Here is a 25,359-nt window from a genome sequence, read left to right as displayed (position 1 = left end):
GACAACTCCTGTGGCGGGCGCGCGCGGTCCGGCGCGCTAGGGTCGATGACATGGCCGATACCCCGCTTGACCTCACGCTGGACGCCGCACGGCTCACCGCGCGGCTCGTCGACTTCCCCTCCGAGAGCGGCACCGAGAAGCCCCTCGCGGACGCCGTCGAGGCGGCTCTGCGCGCCCTGCCGCACCTGACGGTCGACCGGTACGGCAACAACGTGGTGGCCCGTACGGACCTGGGGCGGCCCGAGCGCGTCATCCTGGCGGGCCACATCGACACGGTCCCGATCGCGGACAACGTGCCCTCCCGTCTGGACGCGGAAGGCGTCCTGTGGGGCTGCGGCACCTGCGACATGAAGTCGGGCGTCGCCGTTCAGCTCCGCATCGCGGCGACGGTCCCCGCGCCCAACCGCGACCTGACGTTCGTCTTCTACGACAACGAAGAGGTCGACGCGCACCTGAACGGTCTGAAGCATGTGTCCGAAACCCACCCGGAGTGGCTGGCGGGCGACTTCGCGGTGCTGCTCGAACCCTCCGACGGCCAGGTGGAGGGCGGCTGCCAGGGCACGCTGCGCGTCGAGCTGAGGACCAGGGGCGAGCGGGCCCACTCGGCCCGCGCCTGGATGGGCTCGAACGCGATCCACGCGGCGGCCCCGATCCTGGCCCGCCTGGCCGCGTACGAACCGCGCCGCCCGGTCATCGACGGACTGGAGTACCGGGAGGGCCTGAACGCGGTCGGCATCACCGGCGGGGTGGCCGGAAACGTGATCCCCGACGAATGCGTCGTGACGGTCAACTTCCGATACGCGCCGGACCGCAGCGAGGAGGAGGCGGTCGCGCACGTCCGTGAGGTGTTCGCGGACTGCGGCGTCGAGGACTTCCGGGTGGTCGACCACAGCGGCGGCGCCCTGCCCGGGCTGTCGCACCCGGCCGCGGCGGCGTTCATCGGGGCGGTCGGCGGCACCCCGATGCCCAAGTACGGCTGGACGGACGTCGCCCGCTTCAGCGCGCTCGGCGTGCCCGCGGTCAACTACGGTCCCGGCAACCCGCTCTTGGCGCACAAGCGGGACGAGCGGGTGGAGACGGCGAAGATCCTCACGGCGGAGGAGCGCCTGCGGGCCTGGCTGACGTCCTGACCTGCCGCCGGACGCGGGGGACGGCCGTCCGAGCCGGACATGCGCACGTCCCCCCGCCGTAACCCGCGCGGATCTACGCTGGGGTGGAACCACCCCCGAGCGGAGGGAGCGCACATGCCTACCGGCAACCCCGAGGGGAAGAAGATTCCGCCGGATGAGCAGCGGCTCGGTCCGGTGCTGCGCAGACGGGGCCAGGTGACGAGGAGCACGACGGACCAGCGGCTGCTGGACGAGCGCGCCCCCACCGACTGGGTCCACACGGACCCGTGGCGTGTTCTGCGCATCCAGTCGGAGTTCATCGAGGGTTTCGGCACGCTGGCCGAACTCCCACCCGCGATCAGCGTGTTCGGCTCGGCGCGGACGCCGGTGGACTCGCCGGAGTACGACGCGGGCGTACGGCTCGGGCGCGGCCTGGTGCAGGCGGGCTGGGCGGTGATCACCGGTGGCGGCCCGGGCGCGATGGAGGCGGCGAACAAGGGCGCCTGCGAGGCGAAGGGGATCTCGGTCGGCCTCGGCATCGAGCTGCCGTTCGAGCAGGGGCTGAACCCCTACGTCGACATCGGCCTGAACTTCCGCTACTTCTTCGTCCGCAAGATGATGTTCGTCAAGTACGCGCAGGGGTTCGTGGTCCTGCCGGGCGGCCTCGGCACGCTGGACGAACTGTTCGAGGCGCTGACCCTGGTCCAGACCCAGAAGGTGACACGCTTCCCGATCGTGCTGTACGGCACGTCGTACTGGGGCGGCCTGGTCGACTGGCTCAAGAACACCCTGGTGGCCCAGGGCAAGGCCACGGAGAAGGACCTGCTCCTGTTCCACCTCACGGACGACGTGGACGAGGCGGTGGCCCTGGTCTCCAAGGAGGCGGGACGCTAGGCGCTGGGCCCGATCCGGGGCGGTGGGACCACCGGGGTCCGGGCACGCACCCGGTGCGGGCGTGACGCTACCGGGGGCTTCGCCCCCGGTCCCCTTTTCGGCCGTCGGCCCGAGACGGGGGCGGCTCGGGCCGGTGCCCGGCTGCGGCCCGTCCGTGGCTGGTCGCTCAGTTCCCCGCGCCCCTTCACAGGCGCGTCCCCGGTCTGCGTGGCACCGGAAGCAGCCCCACGAGCCCCTGGTGGGGTCGAAGGGGCGGAGCCCCCGAGGGGACGGGTAGGGGCGGCGGGGGCGAGGAAGACTCCGTCAGGCCAGGCCCCGGCGGGCCACCGCCGGGGGCCGGTGGCCCGCGATCGACGCCACCATGTCCAGCACCTGCCGCGTCTCCGCCACCTCGTGCACCCGGTACACCTGCGCCCCCAGCCACGCCGACACCGCCGTCGTCGCCAGCGTCCCCAACACCCGTTCCTTCACCGGCTTGTCCAGCGTCTCCCCGACGAAGTCCTTGTTGGACAGCGACACCAGCACCGGCCACCCGGTGGCGACCATCTCGTCCAGCCGCCGCGTCGCCTCCAGGCTGTGCCGCGTGTTCTTCCCGAAGTCGTGGCCGGGGTCGATCAGGACCGACTCGCGCGGCACCCCGAGAGCCACCGCCCGCTCCGCCAGCCCCACCGTCACTTTCAGAATGTCGGCCATGACGTCGTCGTACGTCACCCGGTGCGGCCGTGTCCGCGGCAGCGCGCCCCCGGCGTGCGTGCACACCAGCCCCACCCCGTACCGTGCCGCCACCTCGGCGAGCCGTGGATCGACCCCGCCCCACGCGTCGTTCAGAAGATCGGCGCCCGCCTCGCACACGGCCTCGCCGACCTCGTGCCGCCAGGTGTCCACACTGATCACGACGTCCGGGAAACGCCGCCGCACCTCCGCGACGAAACCGACCGTCCGCCGCGCCTCCTCCTCGGCCGTGACCTCCTCGCCCGGCCCGGCCTTCACCCCGCCGACGTCGATGATCGCGGCACCCTCGGCCACCGCCCGCTCCACGCGCGCGAGGGCGGGTTCGTCGCGGAACGTGGCCCCCTGGTCGTAGAAGGAGTCCGGCGTCCGGTTCACGATCGCCATGATCACCGGCTCGTGCTCGCCGAATTCTCGCCTGCCCAGCTTGAGCATCCCCTGTGACCTCTCCCAGTACGTCCCGTTCCTCGGCCGCCTGTGACCTTAATTGTCAGCGACGCATGGCACGATCTGACGCAGAGGGAAAGACAGACTCGACATCGGCACTTCCGCGTCGGCGCGCAGCGCGCCGGCACCGAGCGTGGGGACTTAAGTGATGCTCATGTTCTTGTTCCTGGTCGTCGCGCTCGCCGTCGTGGTCGCCGCGGTGACACTGGCCGTGGTGGGAGGCGGCGAGAGCACCCCGCTGCCGGAGGCGGCCCCCGAGCGGTTCGACGACCCGCTCCCGCCGGACCGCCCCGTCGGCCGCGACGACGTGGAGGCCCTGCGCTTCCCGCTCGCCCTCCGGGGCTACCGCATGGCCGACGTGGACGACGCGCTCGGCCGCCTCGGCGCCGAGATCGCCGAGCGGGACTCCCGTATCGCCGACCTGGAGGCCGCGCTCGCCGGCGCCCGCGCCGCCGGACCGGCAACGGAGGAGCGGGCCGAAGGAGACCCCCAGTGAGCGGTGCGGCCGTCGCGGGGCCCGACGGCGTGCTGCGCTGCCCCTGGGCACTGTCCACCGTGGACTACGTGGCGTACCACGACGAGGAGTGGGGCCGCCCGGTCCACGGCGACGACGCGCTGTACGAGCGGCTGTGCCTGGAGGCGTTCCAGTCGGGTCTGTCGTGGATCACGATCCTTCGCCGCCGCGAGGGCTTCCGGGCCGCCTTCGCCGACTTCCGGATCGCGAAGGTGGCCGCGTTCACCGACGCCGACCAGGAGCGTCTGCTCGCCGACCCGGGAATCATCCGCAACCGCGCCAAGATCGAGGCGACGCTCGCCAACGCACGCGTGCTGGCCGAGTGGGCCCCGGGCGAGCTCGACGAGCTGATCTGGTCCCACGCCCCCGACGGCGCGTCCCGCCCGGCTCCGGCGACCCTGGCCGACGTCCCCGCGGTCACCGAGGAGTCGACAGCGCTCTCCAGGGCCCTGAAGAAGCGCGGCATACGCTTCGTCGGCCCGACCACGGCGTACGCGCTGATGCAGGCCTGCGGCCTGGTGAACGACCACCTGGCGGACTGCGCCGCCCGCGACGACTGACTCCCGCCGATCGACCGGGGCGGCGCACGGCCAGGTCAGTCGCAGACCTACCGGCCCAGGTACTTCGGCCTCTCCTTGTTCACGAACGCCTCTACCGCGATCGCATGGTCGTCGGACGAGCCTGCCCGTGTCTGCAGCTCGTCCTCCTTCTCCAGGGTCTCCTCCAAGGAGTGGGTCAGCCCGTAGGCCACGGCCTCCTTGATCGCCGCGTACGCCACCGTCGGCCCCTCGGCGAGCGCCACGGCCACCTTCTCCGCCTCGGTCCGCAGTTCGTCCGCGGGGACGACCCGGTTCGCGATGCCCAGCTCCAACGCCTCCTGGGCGCCGATGCTCCGCGGGAAGAGCAGCAGGTCGGCCGCGCGCCCGGGACCGACCACGCGGGGCAGCGTCCAGGAGACGCCCGAATCGGCCGTCAGCGCGACGCCCGCGAACGACGTGTTGAAGGATGCGGTGCCCGACACGATCCGGTAGTCCGCGGCCAGCGCGAATCCGAAGCCGGCCCCCGCCGCGACGCCGTTCACCGCGGCCACCACCGGCTTGGGCGCACCCGCCAGCGCCCGGATGATCGGGTTGTAGTGCTCCCGGACCGTGCTCATCGTCTGGCCCGAGCCGGTCTCCCGGTCGGCGGCCAGCAGCCCGATGTGCTCCTTGAGGTCCTGCCCCACGCAGAACGCCCGGTCCCCGGCGGCGGTGAGCAGGATCGCGCGTACGGAGCCGTCGTCCGCCGCGGACCGCACCGCGTCCCGGAGGGCGACCTTGGTCGCGATGTTCAGTGCGTTCATCGCCTCGGGACGGTTCAGCGTGATCGTCGCGAGTCCGTCGCTCACCTCGTAGAGCACGGTGTCGGCCATGGTGGTCCCCTCCGGTGTCGCGCCTCGGGCGTACCGGCCGGTACGCCCGCGTCCGAAGGACAGCATGGCCGAGATCACCGTCCACGGAACGGACCGTACGTGTGACCTGCATCAAAGAATTCCCGCAGGGATCCGGTCGGCGGATCTCCGTGCGGGGGCGAAGTATCACAGCCACATCGCCGAATTGAGTGGTTTTGCTCGCGCGTGTTGCCCAAGCGATGCCGACCGATGTTGGTCATCGGGTCATGAGATGCGGGATAATGGCCTGGAAGCAATGTGTTCGATGCCGGTGTCGCGTGTCCTGTGAGGATCGCGTGCCCTTCAAGGGGCCGTCGGCTGACGATGAGCTGGTTTCAGGAAGGGGAACGAGCATGGCGGCCATGAAGCCGCGGACGGGCGACGGCCCGCTCGAGGTGACCAAGGAGGGGCGGGGCATCGTCATGCGCGTTCCGCTCGAAGGCGGCGGTCGGCTCGTCGTCGAGCTGACCCCGGACGAGGCCGACGCGCTCGGCGACGCCCTCAAGAAGGTCGTCGGCTGACGCGGCAGACCCCGGATCTCAGCTGCCCCGGCATCGTACGCGGTGCCGGGGACCGCTTTTTCCAGGGGGGCTTCCCGGGGGTGCTTCGACCCGGGCGGCCCACCCGGCCCGCCCCCACGGCCGTGCTCACCGCCTGACCGCGCAGAGCAGTCCGTCCCCCACCGGGAGCAGTGAGGACACGAGGTCGGGGCTCTCGCGCACCGTGCGCAGCAGCTCCCGCAGCCGCAGCACCTCGGTGGGCTGCGGCCCCGAGCCGACCGTGCGGCCGTTGGCGAAGGCGCCCTCGAAGACGACGAGCCCGCCGGGACGCAGCAGACGCAACGATTCGGCGAGGTAGTCGAGCACCTCGAGCCGGTCGCCGTCGCAGAACACGAGGTCGTAGCCGGCGTCCGCGAGCCGAGGCAGGACGTCCAGGGCCCGGCCCGGGATGAAGCGGGCCCGGTTGCTGGCGAAGCCGGAGGCGCGGAAGGCCTGGCGGGCGAACTGCTGGTGCTCCGGCTCCGGATCCACCGTGGTCAGCACGCCGTCCGGCCGCATGCCGTGCAGCAGGTGGATCCCGGAGACACCGCATCCCGTCCCGATCTCCGCCACCGCCTTGGCGTCCACGGTGGCGGCGAGCATGCGCAGCGCGGCGCCCGTGCCGGGCGACACCGAGCGCAGCCCTGCTTCACGGGCCCGTTCCCGGGCCCAGCGCAGCGCGTCGTCCTCGGCGACATAGGCGTCGGCGAACGCCCAGCTCGTCTGCCGGTTGCCGGTAATGACCCTCTCCCGTCCCCGTGATTGCTTGGGCGTGACTGTATCCGTTGACGGCGGGAACCCGCAGATGGGACCGGGCGTTGAGGAGGGTGGGAAGAGGGCGTGGGGAAGGACCGGGACGGACGCGTGGACGTGGGTGCCGAGCAAGTGCTGACGCAGCCGTATCAGCCCGCATCAAATTCTCGTAAAACCGCTTATCCGGAGCTAACGGGCGAGGTGGCTATGGTAGGGGCTCCACTGGACACCACCAGAGCCGACAGGGGAGGTGCGGCTGCGCCTGCGGATCGGGGAGGGGTGCTACGGCTCCTTCTCAGGTCATCGGGTGAGCCGAAATCCGTGACCGACATCGCTGACACCCACCACGCTGCCGACACCGCGCAGACCGCGACCTTCGCCACCGACGCGGACGCGCAGGCGTGGACTCCGCCCACCTGGGAGGAGATCGTCAGCACTCACAGCGGCCGGGTCTACCGACTGGCGTACCGCCTGACCGGTAACCAGCACGACGCCGAGGACCTCACCCAGGAGGTCTTCGTACGGGTCTTCCGCTCCCTGTCGACGTACACGCCCGGCACGTTCGAGGGCTGGCTGCACCGCATCACCACGAACCTCTTCCTGGACATGGTCCGCCGCAAGCAGCGCATCCGCTTCGACGCGCTCGGCGAGGACGCGGCCGAACGCCTGGCGAGCCGTGAGCCGACGCCGCAGCAGCTCCTGCACGACGCGCACTTCGACGCGGACGTCCAGCAGGCGCTGGACACGCTCGCGCCCGAGTTCCGCGCGGCCGTCGTCCTGTGCGACATCGAAGGACTGTCCTACGAGGAGATCGCCGCGACCCTGGGCGTCAAGCTCGGCACGGTGCGCTCCCGGATCCACCGCGGCCGCTCGCAGCTGCGCAAGGCGCTCGCGCACCGGGCGCCTCAGGCCCGCACGGCCGAGCGTCGCTCCTTCGTGCCCCGCGTGCCCGCGCTGGGGGGAGGGGGCGCGACCGCGTGAGTGGATCCCGTCGCCCCACACCGGCAGAGCAGCACCTGGGAGACCGCCTCTCCGCCCTGGTGGACGGAGAGCTCGGTCATGAGACGCGCGAGCGCGTGCTGGCCCATCTGGCCACGTGCCCGAAGTGCAAGGCCGAGGCCGACGCCCAGCGCCGGCTGAAGAACGTCTTCGCCGAGGCGGCCCCGCCGCCGCCGTCCGAGAGCTTCCTGGCCCGCCTCCAGGGCCTGTCCACGGAAGGTGACGTCGACGGCGACGGCACGCCGCTCGGCGGGGGAGGATTCGGCAGAAGACTCCCGGGCAGAGCCGGACTGCCCGCGCGGCCCGGCGTCTTCGGAGTGAGGGGTGAGCCCTTCGGCTACGTCCCGGCGGGCCCGCACGCCACGGCACTGTCGCCGTCCGACAGCCGCGGCCTCCCCGGGGACCGCGTCCTCCCGGAGGACGGCGGCTTCCGCATCCATCCCGTCGGCCGGCAGGAGAGCGAGCGGCCGACGTCCCGTGGGCGGCGTTTCGCGTTCGTCGCCGCCGGCGCCGTCTCGCTGGCCGCGCTGGCGCTCGGCGGCGTGTCCGGCGTGGGCGGTGACACCGGCGTGGAGGCTCGAGGTTCCGGGGCCAACAGCAATGTCACGCCGATGCGCTCACCGGGTACAGGGGGTGCCACGTCGCCCGAGGCGCAGCGACGGCGGTCCACCGGAGCGTTGCTCGGGCAGCGTGCGGTGGACCGGACGCCCGTCGCGTCCACGCAGTCCTCGGCGCCGCTGCTGCCCGGAGTGCCCGCTCCCGGCATCCAGGACGTCTCGCAGATCCGCGCGCTGACCGCTCCCGTGGTGGCCGGCGCGGCTGCGATGTCCCCGCTCATACGCCCGCTCACCGACACCGGACCCTTCGCACTGTCGACCGCCCCCCGGCTGACGACCCCCGGCCTGCTGGCCCGGCCGGTGCCGGCCACGTCCCACACGCCCTCACCCCCCTCGAACACCGGCCGCTGAGCGACCGCGCGGTCGCGCGGGGAACCTGGTTGAATCCATGGTGCCCGCGCCGCGCAAGCGGTCCGGGCGCGGAATCCGCGGCATCAGATGCCGCCGGCGGGTGTAGGGAGAGCATGAACGAGGGGAAGCCGGTCCCTGCGGCGGGACCGGAAGACGGGGCGAGCGAGTCGGGAGCGGCGCGCGACGCCGAGGGGGCGACGAACGGCGGTAGGGCGCCGGGCGGAGAGTCCGGCGGCGACTTCGAGCTGCCCGCCCCTGCCGGGGCACGCCCCCGCGGCGAGGCCGGCGCCGAGGGCGACTTCGAGCTGGAGCGCCCGGCCGCGGCGAGGACCGGGGACGCGGCCGACGGCCTCGCGAAGCCGGTGACCGCCGACGGGGACGGCGATTTCGAGCTGGAGCGCCCGGCCGCCGCGGGCACGGCGCCGAAAGGTTCTGCCGGGCACATCGACCCTCGGCAGAGCGGCGACGCGCCCGACGCCCTCGACGGTCGCGTCGAGGCCCTTCACGACCCCGACCCCTACAACACCCCGCCCTACGGCGAACCGGGGCCCTGGGCGCCCGCGCCACCGGTCCAGCACCCGGCTGCGCCGTCCCCGCCCGACGCCGCCCCGCAGAGCACACCCCCGCCCCCGGGCGCGCCCGTGCCCGGAGGCGCAGGCGTGCCCGAGGCACCCGTGCCCGGCGCGACCGCTGTGCCGACGCCGCCGACCGCACCCCTGCCGGGCGGCCCCACCGGCCCGAGCGGTGCCCCCTCGTCCCCTTCCCCCTGGCAGAACTACGACCCGTGGGCGCCCCGGGCCCCCTTCCAGCAGAACGGCGCCACGCTGCCCGGCACGGACCAGCGGCGGGGGAGCGGCCGGAAGGCGCTGGTTGTGGTCGGCGTGCTGGTCGCGCTCCTGTCCGGAGGGATCGGCGGTGTCGTCGGCGCCGCGTGGGAGCGGGACGGTGGCATCGGCGAGGTGCGGCTGCCGCAGGCCGGGAAGGAGCCCGCGGGGCGCGCCCCGGACAGCGTCGCCGGGATCGCCGCACGGGCGCTGCCCAGCGTCGTCACCCTGCACGTCAAGGGCGCCTCCGAGGAGGGCACCGGGACCGGCTTCGTCCTCGACGGACGCGGCCACATCCTCACCAACAACCATGTCGTGCAACCCGCGGCAGCCGGCGGCGAGATAACGGTGACGTTCAACGGAGGCCAGAGCGCCAAGGCCACCGTCGTAGGCCGGGACACCGGCTACGACCTCGCCGTGGTCAAGGTCACCGGCGTCCGCGGCCTCGCCCCGCTGCCCCTCGGCAACTCCGACAACGTCGAGGTCGGTGACCCCGTCGTCGCCATCGGCGCGCCCTTCGACCTCGCCGGCACCGTCACCTCCGGCATCATCAGCGCCAAGGAGCGGCCCATCACCGCCGGCGGCGAGAAGGGCGACGGCAGCGACGTGTCGTACGTCGACGCCCTGCAGACCGACGCCCCGATCAACCCCGGCAACTCCGGCGGCCCCCTCCTCGACGGCAGGGGCCGTGTCGTCGGCATCAACTCCGCCATCCGTTCGGCCGGCAGCGGATCCGATCAGAGCGGCCAGGCCGGTTCCATCGGGCTCGGCTTCGCCATCCCCGTCAACCAGGCCAAGCGCGTTGCCGAGGAGCTGATCAACACCGGTAGGGCCACCCACCCGGTGATCGGTGTCACGCTCGACATGAACTACACGGGAGACGGCGCCCGGGTCGGCGCGAAGGGCGCCGGCGGAGGCCCCGCCGTCACCCGGGGCGGTGCGGGCGACAAGGCCGGCATCAAGCCCGGCGACGTCATCACGGAGGTCGACGGCGTGCGCGTCCACTCCGGGGAGGAGCTGATCATCAGGACCCGCGCCCACCGCCCCGGCGACCGTCTGCAGCTGACCGTGGTCCGCGGCGGCGCCGAACGGAGGATCACACTCGTCCTCGGCTCGGCGGACGGCAGCTGACGCGAACCCCGCCAGGGCGGGACGAAGCCCGCCCGACAAGGCAAACAACCCGGAAAACCCGTCGCGTACACGCGGCCGGTGCGCCGGGACAGTACCGGTACGGCAGGAACGCCGGGTACCGTGGACCCGGCCCGGACCACGGAAGACCCGCACAGACCACCGAGGGCCGAGGACCGAGGACATCGCAAGGAGCTTCAGGTGTTCAATGACATAGGACCGCTCGAGCTGGTCACGATCGTGGTCATCGCCGTGCTCGTCTTCGGTCCGGACAAGCTCCCCAAGATGATCCAGGACGTCTCGCGCACGATCCGCAAGATCCGCGAGTTCTCGGAGAGCGCCAAGCAGGACATCCGCAGCGAACTGGGTCCGGAGTTCAAGGACTTCGAGTTCGAGGACCTCAACCCCAAGACGTTCATCCGCAAGCAGCTGGAGAACGACGACCTGGGGCTGAAGGAGATCCGCAACGGCTTCGACCTGAAGAAGGAGATGGCCGAGGTCACGGACGCGGTCCACGGCCGCGAGCCCGAGTCGTCCACCTCCTCGTCGGCGTCCTCCGGCCCGACCGGCGGCACCGTCGACATGACGAAGAAGCCCACGAGCACCGACCCCGACGAGCGCCCGCCCTTCGACGCGGACGCCACCTGAGCCCCGCGCGCCACGCCCGGCCGACGCCCATCGCACCCACGTGATGTGACGCAGGCCATACACCCCATCGGCGTGCGTACGGCCGTATGGCGCCGCGCGGGGGGTGGTACGCGCCGGGCGTTTCGCTGCTGTTCGGAGCGCTGTGGCTATGCTGCCCAGTTGTTGTGCGGACCGTTCGTGAGCGAGGACGCCCGTGGGGGGCGGGCCGCTCGGGTCCGACGAGAGCGAGGAGGCGTCCGGGCAGATGGAGACGACGAGTCGGGTGGACGCGCAGGCGTCGGCCGCGGAGGGCGGACCACAGCTCCCCTCCGCCCGCCGCACGGTCGACGGCTATCTCCGGGCACCCTTCCCGTGGTACGGCCTCGACGAGGCGTTCACGGGGCCGCGCTGGCTGATGCAGGTGGGCACCGCGGCCGACGGGACCGTGGAACACGGGTCCATCGGACACGGGGACGAGCCGTCCGTGCGCAACGAGGCCACCGAGGACAAGGAACGGTTCGCGGTCGTGGTCACCGTCGCCGAGAACCCCGTACGGCGCAGCCCGGACGGCACCGGCGTGCTGGAGGCCACATCGGTCTCGTCCGCGGCGTGGCTGGCGGGTGTGGGGCTGCTGTCGTTCACCTGGCCGGGCCAGATGGACCACACCCTGCGTGACGACTGGCTGGACCAGCAGACGGAGACGGCGTGGGTTCTCGCGGACGACCTGACCGGGCCCGCGTGGTCGACGCTGTCCCTGCCGGTGGACGGGGTGCCGACGCCCTTCCACTACCGCGAGTCCGAGTTCGGCTGGGTGCTCGCGGGGGCGACCGAGGCCGGGGTGCATCTCGGGGCGTACGGAAGAGGCATGAGCGCGTACGGTCTGGGCTTCGCCGTGATCAAGGACATCACCGCTTACACCGCTTAGCGGACGCCCGACGCCGCGGCGCTCGGCCGGGCGTACGACGAGGGGGCGCCGTCGGTGCGACGGCGCCCCCTCGTCGTACGAGCCCTGGGACTAGAACTTGTTCCTCGGCGTGATCCCCAGCGACATCCCGGCCAGGCCCCGCTGCCGTCCCCCGAGCTTGCCCGCGATCGCGCGCAGGGCCGAGCCCGCCGGGGAGTCCGGGTCCGTGAGGACCACCGGCTTTCCCTCGTCGCCGCCCTCGCGCAGGCGGACGTCGATGGGGATGTTGCCGAGAACCGGGACCGTCGTACCCGTCGTGCGGGAGAGGCCGTCGGCGACCAGCTGGCCGCCGCCCGTGCCGAAGACGTCGACCATCTCGCCGCAGTGCGGGCAGGGCAGGCCGGACATGTTCTCGACCACGCCCACGATCTTCTGGTGCGTCTGCACGGCGATCGAGCCCGCTCGCTCGGCCACCTCGGCGGCCGCCTGCTGCGGGGTCGTCACGACCAGGATCTCGGCGTTCGGGACCAGCTGGGCCACGGAGATGGCGATGTCGCCGGTGCCGGGCGGCAGGTCGAGCAGCAGCACGTCCAGGTCGCCCCAGTACACGTCGGCGAGGAACTGCTGGAGCGCGCGGTGCAGCATCGGGCCGCGCCAGACGACCGGGGCGTTGCCCGGGGTGAACATGCCGATCGAGATGACCTTCACGCCGTTCGCGGACGGCGGCATGATCATGTTCTCGACCTGGGTGGGCCGCCCGTCCGCGCCCAGCATGCGCGGCACGCTGTGGCCGTAGATGTCGGCGTCCACGACACCGACCTTCAGGCCGTCGGCGGCCATCGCCGCCGCCAGGTTCACGGTCACGGAGGACTTGCCGACACCGCCCTTGCCGGAGGCCACCGCGTACACCCGGGTGAGCGAGCCCGGCTTGGCGAAGGGGACCTCGCGCTCGGCCTGGCCGCCGCGCAGCGCGGTCGCCAGCTCGCGGCGCTGCTCGTCGCTCATCACGTCGAGCGTGACGTCGACGCGGGTGACGCCCTCGACGCGCGAGACGGCCTCGGTCACGCGCTGCGTGATCGTGTCGCGCATCGGGCAGCCGGAGACCGTCAGGTACACGGTGACCGCGACCGCTCCGTCCGCACCGATCTCCACCGATTTGACCATCCCCAGCTCGGTGATGGGTCGATGGATCTCGGGGTCGTTCACCGTCGCCAGCGCTTCGCGCACCGCGTCTTCCGTAGCCATAAGGAGATGGTACGGCGCACCGCGGTGGCCACGGTAAGCCCGTCAGCGGTCGTCTACGTCACGTCCGTGCGCCCGTTCCGCCGGGAATACGACATGCCCGTCGGAGCGCCGCCTGTCCTCCAGTTCCTTCATCAGGTCCTGGAGTTCGGACCGTATCCAGTCCCGGGTGGCGACCTCGCCGAGGCCCGAGCGCAGCGCGGCGATCTCGCGGGTCAGGTACTCGGTGTCCGCGATCGACCGCTCGTTCTGCTTGCGGTCCTGCTCCAGGTTCACCCGGTCGCGGTCGTCCTGGCGGTTCTGGGCGAGCAGGATCAGCGGGGCGGCGTAGGAGGCCTGCAGCGACAGCACCAGTGTCAGGAAGATGAACGGGTACGGGTCCCAGCGCAGGTGGACCGGGGCGATGATGTTCCAGCCCAGCCACACGATGATGACGCCTGTCATCCAGACGATGAACCGCCCGGTGCCGAGGAAGCGCGCGATGCGCTCGGACAGGCGTCCGAAGGCCTCCGGGTCCCACTCGGGCACCAGGCGGACGCGCCGTGGCTGCGGCTGGTCGAGCCGGAGGCGCCGGGTGGCGGCGGTCGCGCCGGAGGGGAGCTTCTCGCGGTCAGGCGTCATCGCCGACCCCCTCCTCGTCCAGGTGGAACTCTGTCTCGCGCCAGTCGTCGGGGAGCATGTGGTCCAGTACGTCGTCCACGGTCACCGCGCCGAGGAGCGAGCCGGACTCGTCGACGACGGGCGCCGCGACCATGTCGTAGGCCGCGAAGAACCCGGCCACCACGGGCAGCGGCGCGTCCGGGGCGAGCGACTGCAGGTCGTCGTCGACGAGCGAGCTGACCAGGGTGTACGGCGGGTCCCGCAGCAGCCGCTGGAAGTGCACGGTCCCCAGGTACTTGCCCGTGGGCGTCTCGTCCGGCGGACGGCAGACGTACACCTGCGCGGCCAGCGCGGGGGACAGGTCGGGGTTGCGGACCCGGGCGAGCGCGTCGGCGACGGTGGCGTCGGGCCGCAGCACGATCGGCTCGGTGGTCATCAGGCCGCCCGCGGTCTTCTCCTCGTACGCCATCAGACGGCGCATGTCGGCCGCGTCGGCGGGCTGCATCAGGCTCAGCAGCCGCTCCTTCTCCTCCTCCGGCAGTTCGGCGAGAAGGTCGGCGGCGTCGTCCGGGTCCATCGCCTCGAGGACGTCTGCGGCGCGTTCCTCCTTCAGCTTGCCGAGGATCTCGATCTGGTCGTCCTCGGGGAGCTCTTCGAGCACATCGGCGAGCCGGTCGTCGTCCAGGGCCGCGGCGACCTCCGCGCGGCGCTTGGGGGACAGGTGGTGCAGGACGTTGGCGAGGTCGGCCGGCCTGAGCTGTTCGAAGGTGGCCAGCAGGCTCTCGGCGCCCTGTCCGTGCTCCTCCAGGGAGAACCCGGTGACCGCCGACCACTCCACCGTCAGCGTCTCGCCCTTGCTGCGCCGGAACGTGCCGCCCTTCCCCTTGCGCACGAAGACCCGGTCGATCTCCCAGTCGCGGCGGGCCGGCAGCTGCTGCACGGACAGGTCGAGGACGGTGACCTCCTCGCCCGTCTCGACGAGGGTGACGTGCCGGTCGAGCAGCTCCCCGAAGACGAGCCGCTCGGTGGGCCGCTGCTCGAAGCGGCGCACGTTGAGCACGCCGGTGGTGATGACCTGGCCCGACTCGATGCCGGTCACCCGGGTCATGGGCAGGAAGATACGGCGGCGGGTGACGAGTTCGACGACCAGGCCCAGCAGCCGCGGGGGGCGCCGGCCCACCCGCAGCATGACGACCAGGTCGCGCACGCGCCCCACCTGGTCGCCGGTAGGGTCGAAGACGGCGACCCCGGCCAGGTGTGAGACGAAGATCCGAGGGGCGCTCGCGGCCATGCCCGCGCCTCCTTTTCCTGCTGTTTTGTCCGCTCGCGTGGGCTTCAGGCTAGCCCGTCCCGGTGCGCCGCGCGCTGGCGGGGGTGCGGATGAACCGGCTCTGGAAGGTCTCCCGGGCACCGGTACTCTGCGGTACGCCGATGAGGACTCCCACATGAGAGGTAGCCCCGCCTGTGACCGCCATTCCCCAGGGCCGTACCCGCAGGGCCGCGCTGGTGCGCGCGATGTGCGCGCTGGTCGTGACGGGGGCGGGGCTCGCGGGGTGCGGCGGTGGTGACCCGGACGCCGGGACCAACGGTGTCGGGAAACTGCCCGCCGACAAGATCCAGAGCCGTACGCGTACGGCGGCCAGGTCGGCGTCGTCGGTCCATCTGTCCGGCACCGTGGTCAGCAACGGCGGCACCTACACACTGGACATGCGGCTGAAGGGGGAGGGCGGCAGCGGGTCGGTCACCTCCAAGAACGGAACGTTCCGGCTGCTGCGGGTGGGCAAGCACCTGTTCCTGAAGGCCGACGCGGCGTTCTGGAACCAGCAGGACGGTTCGGGGGACGCCGGGGGCTCGGCGGCCGCGGCGGGCAAGCTGGACGGAAAGTACGTGAAGGTGCCCTCGCAGGACCCGGCCTACCAGCGCTTCAGCGGCTTCACCGACAAGGACGTCCTGCTGGACGGGCTCCTCACGCTGCACGGCGCGCTGGCGACGGACGGCCACCACGAGCAGAACGGCGTCCGCACGATCCGCGTCACCGGCGACAAGGGCGCCGGAGGCAGCCTGGACGTCTCGCTGGAGGGAAGCCCGTATCCCCTGCTCCTGGTCCGCGCCGGCAACGCGGGGACGCTCCGCCTGTCGGAGTGGGGGAAGGACTTCACCCTGGCGGAGCCACCGAAGGAGCAGACGGTGGACTACGGGAAGCAGCTGCCGTCGTCGTAGCCGCCGCGACTGCGGCAGCCGGCCGGCCACCGCTGTGGGCAGCCACCCTGCTGCCGCCGGCGGCGGTCAGCCGTGGCGCTTGCGCCGCAGCAGCCGCGGCAGCGCCGCCGGGATCGGGCGGCGGGTCGTGGCCGAGGTCGGGACCGGGCGCGCGGCCTGGGAGTCGGACGGCAGCGGCACGGTCGTCCCCTGCGGCTCCAGGCGGAGCACCCGGCACTCCCGGCGCCACCGCTCCGGCATCTCCTCCCCGTCGGGCGCGTTCAGCCGCTTGCCCTTCAGCTCGGCGACCGCACCCTCCCACTCGGGCGACCCCGGCGCCAACTCCACCACCCTCGCGGGCCAGGTGACGATCCGGCCGCCCTTGTCCTTGCTGCGCACCGTCACGACCGCGTCCCCGCCGTCGACCAGGCCGGGCAGCGGCTGCTCACCGGGTCCGTCGCCCACCACGCACGCCGCGCCCTCGTACCAGACGTGCCACAGCGCACGGGCGGCCGCGGCCGGCCCCGCGCCCTGGACCCAGATCAGCCCGGACTTCTTCGTGGCCTCCTCGACCAGGGCCCTCTCGAGCAGCTCGCTTGTCATGCGCCCAGCCTAGTCGGGACCGTCACAGCCAGCCGTTCCGCTTCAGCATGCGGTGGATGCCCACGCAGATGCCGACCGTGATGCCCATGATCGCCGGGTAGCCGTACTTCCAGTGCAGCTCGGGCATGTACGTGAAGTTCATGCCGTACACCCCGCACACCATCGTCGGCACTGCGATGATCGCCGCCCACGCGGTGATCTTCCGCATGTCCTCGTTCTGTGCGACGGACGCCTGCGCCAGGTTGGCCTGGAGGATCGAGTTCAGCAGTTCGTCGAAGCCCAGCACCTGCTCGTTGACGCGGGCGAGGTGGTCGGCGACGTCGCGGAAGTACTTCTGGATGTCCGGGTCGATCAGCCGCATCGGCCGCTCGCTCAGCAGCTGCATCGGCCGCAGTAGCGGCGCCACCGCCCGCTTGAACTCCAGGACCTCCCGCTTGAGTTGGTAGATCCGGCCGGCGTCCGTGCCTCGCGGCGTGCCCTTGCGGCCCGGCGAGAACACCTCGGTCTCCACCTCGTCGATGTCGTCCTGCAGCGCGTCGGCCACCGCGATGTACCCGTCGACGACGTGGTCGGCGATCGCGTGCAGCACCGCCGAGGGGCCCTTGGAGAGCAGCTCGGGCTCGTCCTGCAGCCGGTGCCGCAGCGTCCTGAGCGAGCCCTTCCCGCCGTGCCGGACCGTGATGAAGAAGTCCCGCCCGGTGAAGCACATGACCTCGCCGGTCTCGACGACCTCGCTGTTGGCGGTCAGCTGGTCGTGGTCGACGTAGTGCACGGTCTTGAAGACGGTGAAGAGGGAGTCGTCGTACCGCTCCAGCTTGGGCCGCTGGTGCGCCTGCACGGCGTCCTCGACGGCCAGCGGGTGCAGCCCGAACTCGCGGGCGATACCGGCGAATTCCGCCTCGGTCGGCTCGTGCAGCCCGATCCACACGAACCCTCCGTCGCGCCGGACCAGCCGCATCGCCTCGTGCGGGGACAGCGGCGCTTGCGTCTGGACGCGGACGCCGTCGCGGTAGACGGCGCAGTCGACGACGGCGGACGGCATCCCGGGGTCACGCGTGGTGTCGTACGCGCCGTTGTCCTTCCGCGGGGAGGTGCGGGACGGGCGGACCACGGCGCGCAGGTCACGGATCATCGACATGGCAGGGCTCCTTCGCAACGAGCAGCGAAAGGCCACGGGAAACGGGTGGAACTACCCGGAATGGGGACGTCCTGGCTGCGGAGGTTTGGCACGTCCACAAAGCGGGGAGCACCGCACCGTCACGGTGGCGGGCTTCGCTGCTGATTCAGCTACTGACTGAGATCAGACAGATCAGGCAAAGCGAAACGAAGTGCTCTTCCGTGGCGACGCGAACGCGAGATGCGAGAGGTGGCAGCCGACGGGAGTCAGAACAGCTGCGTCAGCGGCTGGAAGAGCGGGTGGTACTGCACGGTCGACTTCGATCCATAACAGCCCCACCTCCTCCGGCCGGTCCCTGCTGAGGGACGATCCATACCCTGATTAGAGGGTGCCCCCTTGGGGGGAGTCTCATGGGTGCCGGGCCTGACAGGACTTCTCCGGTGCCTTGGGGGCCTGGAAGATTTCCCTACCGAGTGCTGCCCGAAACCACCGGCCAAGAGTATCAGCCGACAGAAGTGTCAAGGCGCCGCTTTGCCCGGTGCTGACGAGTTCTATGCTCGCCGCATGGTTGATGTTCTTCCTCTGGTCGAGGCCCGGTTGCGCACCGCGCTGGGCGAACCGGACGCGCGCGCGGCGGTCACCTTCCTCGGCACGGACCGCATCGAGGTGCTCCGCTTCCATGAGGGCGACATCGTCCGCTACGCCACCCTCGGCATGTCCGCACAGCCCATGACGGACCCCACCGGGATGCTCGCCGACCCCGTCAAAGGACCGCGCGCGGAGCTGGTCCTCTCCGTGCGCGGCGGCCTCGCCGACACCGACAAGGTGCTCCGCCCGCTCGCCGTACTCGCCGCGTCCCCGCAGGTCGAGGGCGTGGTCGTGGCGCCCGGCGCCTCGCTGGAGGTGGGTGAACCGCTGTGGCCCGGCGCCCCGTTCACCTCCGTCCTGGTGGCCGAGCCCGGTGGCCTGGTCGAGGACCTGGAACTCGACGAGCCCCTGGATCCCGTACGGTTCCTGCCGCTGCTGCCGATGACTCCGAACGAGGCCGCCTGGAAGCGGGTGCACGGCGCGGGGGCCCTTCAGGAGCGCTGGCTGACGAACGGGACGGACCTGAGGGATCCCTCCCGCAGGTCCGTCCCTCTGGACTGAGGCCAGGGGTGAGCAAGCTCACCAACGCCCGCCCGGCAACGGTCACTTGGCAAAGACCGTGACACCGTCCTCGGTCGCGTGCCGCGTCTGGAGCTCCTCGGCCATGGGGGTCCCCCCTGCTCGAGCGGAGTCGAGAGCTTGGGGGAGGGTGAGCGCCCTGCGCCGCACGAGGACCACGACCGCCCCGAGAAGCGCCGTCGCCGCCCCCGCCACGAACGGCATGTGGATGTCGCTCCACTCCTCGATCTTCGGCGCGAGACAGGGCGCGGCAGCCGCCGCGAACCACCGCACGAAGTTGTAGCCCGCGCTCGCCACCGGACGGGGCGCGTCCGAGACGCCGAGGGCCAGCTCGGTGTAGACCGTGTTGTTCACGCCGATGAACGCCCCGGACAGGACCGTGCAGACGACGGCGGTGGTGTGGCCGCCGTAGCCGAGCACGGCCACGTCCGCCGCGAGCAGCACCAGCGAACCGCCGAGCACCTTCAGCGAGCCGAAGCGCTCCTGCATGCGCGGCGCCACGATCACCGAGAAGACGGCGAGCAGCACACCCCAGGCGAAGAACACGGCGCCTGACTTGTACGGCGTCATGTTCAGCACGAAGGGCGTGAAGGCCAGCACGGTGAAGAACGTGTAGTTGTAGAAGAACGCCGAGACCGCCGCGGAGGCGAGGCCGCCGTGGCCGAGCGCCTTGATCGGGTCCAGCAGTGAGGTCTTCCGCGCGGGCCGCGGCTGCTCCTTCAGGAACGCCGTGATGCACAGGAAGCCGATCGCCATGAGCGTCGCCGTGCCGAAGAACGGGTAGCGCCAGCTGACGTTCCCCAGTAGTGCGCCCAGCAGCGGGCCGCAGGCCATGCCGAGGCCGAGCGCGGACTCGTAGAGCAGGATGGCTGCGGCGCTGCCTCCGGCCGCCGCGCCGACGATCACAGCGAGGGCCGTGGAGACGAAGAGTGCGTTCCCGAGGCCCCAGCCGGCCCGGAAGCCGACGAGTTGCGCGACCGAGCCCGAGGTGCCCGCCAGGCCCGCGAAGACCACGACGAGGGCTAGGCCGAGCAGCAGGGTCCTGCGGCCGCCGACGCGGCTGGAGACGAAGCCGGTCACCAGCATCGCCAGGGCGGTGATCAGGAAGTACGAGGTGAACAGCAGGGAGACCTGGCCGGGTGTCGCCTGGAGGCCCTTCGCGATGGACGGCAGGATCGGGTCGACCAGTCCGATGCCCATGAACGCGACGACGGATGCTCCGGCGGTCGCCCACACGGCCTTCGGCTGCCGCAGGATGCTGCCGGCTCCCGCGTCGAACGGGTCCACGTCGGCCGCTGTGGCGGGTTCTCCTCCTGTGGTGGCCTTCATGCGTCTCCTCGCAGAGTCGTGAGTGCAGATAGTTGGTATATACACATATTAAGTTAGGTCTGCTAATTAGTGCAAGCGGCATCTAGCTGGCGCAGGTGAATCGGGCGTGAGGGGTACACGCCGGACGGGTGATCGTCCTTGACGCGACGCGGGACGGGGAGGACCGTGGGAGCCTATGAGGGGCGAACCCAGTTGCCCGAAGTGCGGTGGCCGGGTCAGGGCTCCCGGACTCTTTGCCGACTCCTGGCAGTGCGATGTGCACGGCACCGTGCATCCGCTGCAGCCCGTGATCCCGCCCAGCGTCGAGGCCCTCAGCGTTGTGGTGCACCGCGCCCGGGTGCCGGTGTGGATGCCGTGGCCGCTGCCGGTCGGCTGGCTCTTCACGGGTGTGGCCTACGCGGGTGACGACCGCAGTGGAGGCCGCGCAACGGCCGTGGCCTGCTCGGGTCCCGGGCCGCTCGGCGGCATGGGCGAGCTGATCCTGGTCGCGGAGGAACTGGGGGTCGGACTCGGAGCGCGGTACGCGGGCATCGACGGGCCGGACCCGGGTCCGTACCTGGACGTGGAGAAACCGCCCCAGGCCAAGGTGCTCGCCGTCGGCCGCCCCACGCCGCTGTGGCATGTCGCGGGCGTCCCGGGTGACCGTGCGGTCTTCGCGGGCGAGGCGCGCGGCCTGTGGCTGTGGGCGGTCGTCTGGCCGGAGCAGTCGGGCCTGCTGATGTACGACGAGATGGTCCTGACGGATCTGCGGGACGCGGGGGCGGAGGTCGATCTCCTGCCGATCGGAGCGCTGTCGCCGCGCCTGCTCGAGCCGTGACACGAGCCACCGCGGGGAGCGGGGCGCCGTAGGGGGCGCATTCGCTGTGCGGGTGTGACAGGGGCCCCGGAACTGCCGTTATCCTTGAGCGTCCCCTTCCGTCCCGTCACCGCCTGGAGTACGTGTCGTGCGCATCGACCTGCACACCCACTCCATCGCCTCCGACGGTACGGACACCCCGGCCGAGCTGGTGCGGAACGCCGCTGCCGCCGGACTGGACGTCGTCGCGCTCACCGACCACGACACCACCCGCGGTCACGCGGAGGCGATCGGGGCGCTGCCCGCGGGGCTGACGCTCGTCACGGGTGCCGAACTCTCCTGCCGGTACGACGGCATCAGCATGCACATGCTGGCCTACCTCTTCGACCCCGAGGAGCCCGATCTGCTCGCGGAGCGCGAGCTGGTGCGGGACGACCGCGTACCGCGCGCCCACGCGATGATCGCCAAGCTGCGGGAGCTGGGCGTGCCGGTCACCTGGGAGCAGGTGGCCCGCATCGCCGGTGACGGCTCGGTCGGACGGCCGCACATCGCCTCCGCGCTGGTGGAACTCGGCGTCGTCGGCAGCGTCTCGGACGCGTTCACGCCCGAGTGGCTGGCAGACGGGGGGCGTGCGTACGTGCAGAAGCACGAGACCGACCCCTTCGAGGCGATCCGGCTGGTCAAGGCCGCGGGCGGAGTGACGGTCTTCGCGCACCCGGCCGCCTCCAAGCGCGGGCGCACCGTGCCGGAGTCCGCCATCGCGGACCTCGCCGCCGCCGGGCTCGACGGCATCGAGGTCGACCACATGGACCACGACCCGGCGACCCGGGCCCGGCTGCGCGGCCTCGCCGCCGAGCTGGACCTTCTGGTCACCGGCTCCTCCGACTACCACGGCAGCCGCAAGACGTGCGTGCTCGGCGAGTACACCACCGACCCGGAGGTCTACGGGGAGATCATCCGGCGGGCCACCGGCGCGTTCCCCGTCCCTGGCACCGGCGGAGCCCGCAACACCTGATCCGGCCGTAGCTCCCCCTCTTCTGCCCTTCCCCGAGGCACCCGGCGCCCGCCGCCGTGTCCAGCCGTCGCACGCCTCCGCGCGCGGCGACGGCACCCGGCGGCCGCGGGACGCCCGCCGCCGCATGCTCGTTGCTCGTCCGTACCTCATCGCAAGGCACCCATGTTCGACGTCGCCGTTTTCGGTTCCCTCTTCCTGACCCTGTTCGTGATCATGGATCCGCCCGGGATCACCCCGATCTTCCTGGCGCTGACCGCCGGCCGCCCCGCCAAGGTGCAGAAGCGCATGGCCTTCCAGGCCGTCTGCGTGGCCGGCGGTGTCATCGCCGTGTTCGGTGTGCTCGGCCACCAGATTCTGAACTACCTGCACGTCTCCGTGCCCGCGCTGATGATCGCGGGCGGGCTGCTGCTCCTGCTGATCGCCCTCGACCTGCTGACCGGCAAGACGGACGAGCCGAAGCAGACCAAGGACGTCAACGTGGCCCTGGTGCCGCTCGGCATGCCGCTGCTGGCCGGACCGGGGGCGATCGTCTCGGTGATCCTCGCGGTGCAGAAGGCGGACAGCCTGGGCACCCAGGTGTCGGTGTGGACGGCGATCCTGGCGATCCACGTCGTGCTGTGGCTGGTCATGCGGTACTCACTGCTGATCATCCGCGTCATCAAGGACGGCGGGGTGGTCCTGGTGACCCGGCTCGCGGGCATGATGCTCTCCGCGATCGCCGTGCAGCAGATCATCAACGGTGTCATCCGGGTCGTCCACGGAACCTGACCGCCGGTCAGGGCCCGGAACGCGCGGAGCCCCGTACGGCGCGATGCCGTACGGGGCTCCGAAGTCGTCTACGTGTGGTCGTCCTCGTGTATACGCAGGTCGTATACGTGCGCGTGTGTGTCGTCGGTGCCGTTACGAGGTGGTCGTCCCGGCCGGGCGGATCCACAGCCGCTGCCCGATGGCCGCGGCCTGCTGAACGATCTGGTTGACGGAGGCGGCGTCCACGACGGTCGTGTCCACGGGGGTACCGTCGACATCGTCGAGTCGCATGATTTCGAAGCGCATGGGCTTCTCCCTTCGTCTGGTCATCCTCCTGCGGAGAACTGCTGGCGAGCGGAGCGCGGAGCGTCGGTGCCCCTTCTCCTGTGAGTAGTCAACGGGATGCTTGTTACAAACATTCCCTATGCTAAGGAAATTTTTCGAGTCGCTAATTACTGACGGGTAATCGACTGAGTCGACGGCGGGTTTGAGTTCATGGTGCACTGATTGGGATCGGTTGTGTTCGCAGCGTGACCGCCGGGAGAATGGAGGCATATGAACGACGACCTGGCGGCGCTCGGCGCCCGCATCGACCGAACGAACGAGCTGCTCCAGCGCATGCTCGCCGAGGTGGCGAAGACGCCCTCGACTCATGCGATCTTCGTCGACGCCGGCTACCTGTACGCCGCCGCCGGACGGCTCATCGCCGGCACCGAGGACCGCCGGGCCTTCGACCTCGACGCCGAGGGACTGATCGACGCCCTCATCGACAAGGCGCGCCAGGTCTTCGCGGACAGTCGGTTGCTGCGCGTGTACTGGTACGACGGCGCGAGACGCCGCATCCACACCGCCGAACAGCAGTCCATCGCCGAACTCCCGGACGTGAAGGTGCGGCTCGGCAATCTCAACGCCAACAACCAGCAGAAGGGCGTCGACTCCCTCATCCGGACCGACCTCGAGTCACTGGCCCGGCACCGCGCCATCAGCGACGCCGCGCTCATCGGCGGCGACGAGGACCTGGTGTCGGCGGTCGAGGCGGCGCAGGGGTACGGGGCCCGGGTGCACCTGTGGGGCATCGAGGCGCCCGAGGGCCGCAACCAGGCGGAACCGCTGCTGTGGGAGGTCGACAGCCAGCGCACCCTCGAGCTCGACTTCTTCAAGCCGTATGTGAGCCGCCGCACGGCCGCGACCTACGAGCCCTCCTCCACGGCCCGCCCCACTCGCGACGACGTCCGCTTCGTGGGCGCGCAGGTAGCCGCCAAGTGGCTCGCCGAGCGCGGCCGGGACTCGCTGGCGGACCTGCTGCCCGGTCACCCGTATCTGCCCGGCTCCATCGACCAGGACCTGCTGGTGGAGGCGGAGGGCCTGCTGCAGTACTCGCTGCGCGGCCAGGCGGACCTGCGCCGCGCCCTGCGGGACGGGTTCTGGGAGCACCTGCAGGCGCAGTACTAGGCCAGATCTCAAGGCCGGACGAGCCGGTCCCAGAAGGCGGCGAGGGCGCGGGCCGTCCCCTCCGGCCGGTCGGTGTTGGGGGAGTGCTCCGCCTGCGGGACGACGGTGCGGTGAGCGCCGAGGCGGTCCGCCATGTCGTCCAGCAGCGGGACGGGCCAGGTGTCGTCGCGGTCGCCGGACAGAACGTGCACGGGCAGGCCGACGGCGGCGAGTTCCGCCACGCGGTCGGGTTCCTCGCACAGCTGCCGCCCCGTGGCGAGGAGCTGGGCGGGGCTGTTGCTCAGCCAGCGGCGGCGCAGGTCCTCCCCGTCGGAGAGACCCTCGTCGAGGTCTCCGGCGTCGATGTCCTGCGGCGGTTCGAAGGCCTGGATGGCGTCCCAGACCCCGGCCATGTCCAGGACGGCGAGGGCGTCGTGCAGCAGCTTGACGCGCTGCTGCTGGGGGAGGGAGATCTGGGCGGGGCCGGAGGCCATCAGGGTGAGCGAGACGAACGGGGAGGGGTCGAGGAGGACGGCGGCCCGGGCGATGTGGCCGCCGAGAGAGTGCCCGAGCAGGTGCACGGGCGTCCCGACGGCGTGCGCCTGCGCGATCACGTCCCGTGCCAGCTCGGCCTGCGCGTACGGTGCCTCGTCGTCCTCCGGTCCGGGGGACTCGTACTGCCCTCGCCCGTCGACGGCGACGGTCCGGTACCCGGCCGCCGCGAGAAGCGGCTGCAGGAGGAGGAAGTCCTCCTTGCTGCCGGTGAAACCGGGCAGCAGCAGGGCGGTCCCCTTCGCCCGCGCCGTCACCGCGTCGGCCTCGAGCACGGCGAACTCCCCCCGCTCGGTGGTGAGCCGGTGCGCACGTACACCGGGGGGCGGGGTGAAGCTGGGGGGACGGCTCATGGGGGTGAGGGTACCGGGCGGCGAGAACACCGATGGCCCGCCCCTGTGCGACAGGTGCGGGCCATCCGGTGAACAGTGCCTGGCCTTAAGGCGGGTGTCAGCCCTCCACGGGCTCCGCGACCTTGCGCGTGCGCCGTCGCGGCTTGGCCTCCGCGGCGTCGTCCGCCTGAGCCGGGATCTCCGCCTCTGCCGCGACGGCCTTCCGCGTACGGCGCCGGGGCTTGGCCTCGGCCTCGTCGGCGGCCTGCGCGGGAATCCCGGCCTCGGCGGCCTTGCGGGTACGGCGGCGGGGCGTGACCTCGGTGGCGGCCTCCGCACCGTCCGCGGCAGCCACCGGGGCGGCC

At 71.6% G+C, this 25,359-nt stretch carries 27 protein-coding genes and 1 pseudogene; 16 read left to right on the top strand and 12 right to left on the bottom strand.

The window, feature by feature from the left end; all coding sequences use genetic code 11:
• The first annotated feature begins 50 nt into the window (after nucleotides 1–50).
• Both dapE and C3488_RS30515 read left to right on the top strand, forming a co-directional pair.
• Complete coding sequence (gene dapE / locus C3488_RS30520; RefSeq protein WP_103844122.1) at nucleotides 51–1,130, top strand: succinyl-diaminopimelate desuccinylase; 1,080 nt, start codon at nucleotides 51–53, stop codon at nucleotides 1,128–1,130.
• Nucleotides 1,131–1,244: 114 nt separating this feature from the next.
• Nucleotides 1,245–2,003, top strand: coding sequence for a TIGR00730 family Rossman fold protein (locus tag C3488_RS30515; protein ID WP_103844121.1), 759 nt, complete (start codon nucleotides 1,245–1,247; stop codon nucleotides 2,001–2,003).
• Nucleotides 2,004–2,306: 303 nt separating this feature from the next.
• Here C3488_RS30515 and folP read toward each other — a convergent pair whose 3' ends face one another.
• Complete coding sequence (folP, locus tag C3488_RS30510; RefSeq protein WP_103844120.1) at nucleotides 2,307–3,167, bottom strand: dihydropteroate synthase; 861 nt, start codon at nucleotides 3,165–3,167, stop codon at nucleotides 2,307–2,309.
• Between the two features lie 160 nt (nucleotides 3,168–3,327).
• On the opposite strand from folP, the gene C3488_RS30505 reads away from it, so the two are divergent.
• Nucleotides 3,328–3,675, top strand: a complete 348-nt coding sequence (locus tag C3488_RS30505) for a DivIVA domain-containing protein (RefSeq protein WP_103844119.1) — start codon at nucleotides 3,328–3,330, stop codon at nucleotides 3,673–3,675.
• Complete coding sequence (locus C3488_RS30500; RefSeq protein ID WP_103844118.1) at nucleotides 3,672–4,253, top strand: DNA-3-methyladenine glycosylase I; 582 nt, start codon at nucleotides 3,672–3,674, stop codon at nucleotides 4,251–4,253. The genes C3488_RS30505 and C3488_RS30500 overlap by 4 nt, the downstream gene beginning before the upstream one ends.
• 47 nt (nucleotides 4,254–4,300) lie before the next feature.
• Here the strand turns inward: C3488_RS30500 and C3488_RS30495 are convergent, their stop codons facing one another.
• A complete protein-coding gene (locus C3488_RS30495; protein ID WP_103844130.1) occupies nucleotides 4,301–5,104 on the bottom strand; it encodes an enoyl-CoA hydratase/isomerase family protein in 804 nt (267 codons plus the stop codon).
• 371 nt (nucleotides 5,105–5,475) lie between these two features.
• Between C3488_RS30495 and C3488_RS30490 the strand changes: the two genes are divergently transcribed.
• On the top strand, nucleotides 5,476–5,643 hold the full coding sequence (locus C3488_RS30490; protein WP_003966491.1) for a DUF3117 domain-containing protein: 168 nt from the start codon (nucleotides 5,476–5,478) through the stop codon (nucleotides 5,641–5,643).
• Nucleotides 5,644–5,769: 126 nt separating this feature from the next.
• Here the strand turns inward: C3488_RS30490 and C3488_RS30485 are convergent, their stop codons facing one another.
• The gene (locus C3488_RS30485) at nucleotides 5,770–6,468 is read right to left on the bottom strand and encodes an O-methyltransferase (protein ID WP_103844129.1); all 699 of its coding nucleotides are present in this window, start codon (nucleotides 6,466–6,468) and stop codon (nucleotides 5,770–5,772) included.
• 225 nt (nucleotides 6,469–6,693) lie between these two features.
• Between C3488_RS30485 and sigE the strand changes: the two genes are divergently transcribed.
• The 5 genes from sigE (at nucleotide 6,694) to C3488_RS30460 (ending at nucleotide 11,885) form a co-directional block, all read left to right on the top strand.
• Nucleotides 6,694–7,395, top strand: coding sequence for an RNA polymerase sigma factor SigE (gene sigE, locus C3488_RS30480; RefSeq protein ID WP_103844117.1), 702 nt, complete (start codon nucleotides 6,694–6,696; stop codon nucleotides 7,393–7,395).
• Nucleotides 7,392–8,381, top strand: a complete 990-nt coding sequence (locus C3488_RS30475; RefSeq protein ID WP_103844116.1) for an anti-sigma factor — start codon at nucleotides 7,392–7,394, stop codon at nucleotides 8,379–8,381. Before sigE ends, C3488_RS30475 begins: the two co-directional genes overlap by 4 nt.
• A gap of 113 nt (nucleotides 8,382–8,494) precedes the next feature.
• On the top strand, nucleotides 8,495–10,336 hold the full coding sequence (locus C3488_RS30470) for a trypsin-like peptidase domain-containing protein (protein ID WP_103844115.1): 1,842 nt from the start codon (nucleotides 8,495–8,497) through the stop codon (nucleotides 10,334–10,336).
• A 198-nt stretch (nucleotides 10,337–10,534) separates the two neighbouring features.
• The gene (locus C3488_RS30465) at nucleotides 10,535–10,981 is read left to right on the top strand and encodes a sec-independent translocase (protein ID WP_103844114.1); all 447 of its coding nucleotides are present in this window, start codon (nucleotides 10,535–10,537) and stop codon (nucleotides 10,979–10,981) included.
• Nucleotides 10,982–11,225: 244 nt separating this feature from the next.
• On the top strand, nucleotides 11,226–11,885 hold the full coding sequence (locus C3488_RS30460; RefSeq protein WP_181139261.1) for a hypothetical protein: 660 nt from the start codon (nucleotides 11,226–11,228) through the stop codon (nucleotides 11,883–11,885).
• A 90-nt stretch (nucleotides 11,886–11,975) separates the two neighbouring features.
• On the opposite strand, the gene C3488_RS30455 is transcribed toward C3488_RS30460, so the two are convergent.
• The 3 genes from C3488_RS30455 to C3488_RS30445 are packed head-to-tail and all read right to left on the bottom strand — an operon-like array spanning nucleotide 11,976 to nucleotide 14,997.
• Nucleotides 11,976–13,109, bottom strand: coding sequence for an Mrp/NBP35 family ATP-binding protein (locus tag C3488_RS30455; RefSeq protein WP_103844112.1), 1,134 nt, complete (start codon nucleotides 13,107–13,109; stop codon nucleotides 11,976–11,978).
• Nucleotides 13,110–13,151: 42 nt separating this feature from the next.
• On the bottom strand, nucleotides 13,152–13,727 hold the full coding sequence (locus C3488_RS30450; RefSeq protein ID WP_103844111.1) for a DUF1003 domain-containing protein: 576 nt from the start codon (nucleotides 13,725–13,727) through the stop codon (nucleotides 13,152–13,154).
• A complete protein-coding gene (locus C3488_RS30445; protein WP_103844110.1) occupies nucleotides 13,717–14,997 on the bottom strand; it encodes a magnesium transporter MgtE N-terminal domain-containing protein in 1,281 nt (426 codons plus the stop codon). Before C3488_RS30445 ends, C3488_RS30450 begins: the two co-directional genes overlap by 11 nt.
• A 173-nt stretch (nucleotides 14,998–15,170) precedes the next feature.
• On the opposite strand from C3488_RS30445, the gene C3488_RS30440 reads away from it, so the two are divergent.
• Nucleotides 15,171–15,926 (top strand): hypothetical protein, encoded by a 756-nt coding sequence (locus C3488_RS30440; RefSeq protein ID WP_181139260.1) that lies wholly within the window; start codon nucleotides 15,171–15,173, stop codon nucleotides 15,924–15,926.
• A gap of 66 nt (nucleotides 15,927–15,992) precedes the next feature.
• Here C3488_RS30440 and C3488_RS30435 read toward each other — a convergent pair whose 3' ends face one another.
• Nucleotides 15,993–16,508 (bottom strand): hypothetical protein, encoded by a 516-nt coding sequence (locus C3488_RS30435; RefSeq protein ID WP_103844109.1) that lies wholly within the window; start codon nucleotides 16,506–16,508, stop codon nucleotides 15,993–15,995.
• Between the two features lie 22 nt (nucleotides 16,509–16,530).
• Nucleotides 16,531–17,646, bottom strand: coding sequence for a magnesium and cobalt transport protein CorA (locus tag C3488_RS30430; RefSeq protein WP_103844108.1), 1,116 nt, complete (start codon nucleotides 17,644–17,646; stop codon nucleotides 16,531–16,533).
• A gap of 543 nt (nucleotides 17,647–18,189) precedes the next feature.
• On the opposite strand from C3488_RS30430, the gene C3488_RS30425 reads away from it, so the two are divergent.
• Nucleotides 18,190–18,774 (top strand): suppressor of fused domain protein, encoded by a 585-nt coding sequence (locus C3488_RS30425; RefSeq protein ID WP_103844107.1) that lies wholly within the window; start codon nucleotides 18,190–18,192, stop codon nucleotides 18,772–18,774.
• Nucleotides 18,775–18,816: 42 nt separating this feature from the next.
• On the opposite strand, the gene C3488_RS30420 is transcribed toward C3488_RS30425, so the two are convergent.
• Nucleotides 18,817–20,121, bottom strand: coding sequence for an MFS transporter (locus C3488_RS30420; RefSeq protein ID WP_181139259.1), 1,305 nt, complete (start codon nucleotides 20,119–20,121; stop codon nucleotides 18,817–18,819).
• Nucleotides 20,122–20,296: 175 nt separating this feature from the next.
• On the opposite strand from C3488_RS30420, the gene C3488_RS30415 reads away from it, so the two are divergent.
• From C3488_RS30415 to C3488_RS30405, 3 genes are all read left to right on the top strand, one after another.
• Nucleotides 20,297–20,938 (top strand): DUF6758 family protein, encoded by a 642-nt coding sequence (locus C3488_RS30415; protein ID WP_103844106.1) that lies wholly within the window; start codon nucleotides 20,297–20,299, stop codon nucleotides 20,936–20,938.
• 127 nt (nucleotides 20,939–21,065) lie between these two features.
• Nucleotides 21,066–21,932: a PHP domain-containing protein gene (locus tag C3488_RS30410; RefSeq protein ID WP_103844105.1), complete on the top strand. Its 867-nt coding sequence runs from the start codon at nucleotides 21,066–21,068 to the stop codon at nucleotides 21,930–21,932.
• Between the two features lie 162 nt (nucleotides 21,933–22,094).
• The gene (locus tag C3488_RS30405; RefSeq protein WP_103844104.1) at nucleotides 22,095–22,700 is read left to right on the top strand and encodes a MarC family protein; all 606 of its coding nucleotides are present in this window, start codon (nucleotides 22,095–22,097) and stop codon (nucleotides 22,698–22,700) included.
• A gap of 132 nt (nucleotides 22,701–22,832) precedes the next feature.
• Here C3488_RS30405 and C3488_RS30400 read toward each other — a convergent pair whose 3' ends face one another.
• Complete coding sequence (locus tag C3488_RS30400) at nucleotides 22,833–22,985, bottom strand: hypothetical protein (protein WP_103844103.1); 153 nt, start codon at nucleotides 22,983–22,985, stop codon at nucleotides 22,833–22,835.
• A gap of 249 nt (nucleotides 22,986–23,234) precedes the next feature.
• On the opposite strand from C3488_RS30400, the gene C3488_RS30395 reads away from it, so the two are divergent.
• On the top strand, nucleotides 23,235–24,131 hold the full coding sequence (locus C3488_RS30395; RefSeq protein ID WP_103844102.1) for an NYN domain-containing protein: 897 nt from the start codon (nucleotides 23,235–23,237) through the stop codon (nucleotides 24,129–24,131).
• An 8-nt stretch (nucleotides 24,132–24,139) separates the two neighbouring features.
• On the opposite strand, the gene C3488_RS30390 is transcribed toward C3488_RS30395, so the two are convergent.
• Nucleotides 24,140–25,015 (bottom strand): alpha/beta fold hydrolase, encoded by an 876-nt coding sequence (locus C3488_RS30390; protein ID WP_103844101.1) that lies wholly within the window; start codon nucleotides 25,013–25,015, stop codon nucleotides 24,140–24,142.
• Between the two features lie 97 nt (nucleotides 25,016–25,112).
• Nucleotides 25,113–25,359 (bottom strand): annotated as a pseudogene (locus C3488_RS30385) (DEAD/DEAH box helicase); the annotation flags it as partial.

The sequence above is a fragment of the Streptomyces sp. Ru72 genome, assembly GCF_002920635.1.
GTDB lineage: Bacteria > Actinomycetota > Actinomycetes > Streptomycetales > Streptomycetaceae > Streptomyces.
Note: the sequence above shows the minus strand (reverse complement) of the source record. Positions and strands in the feature narration are given on the sequence as shown.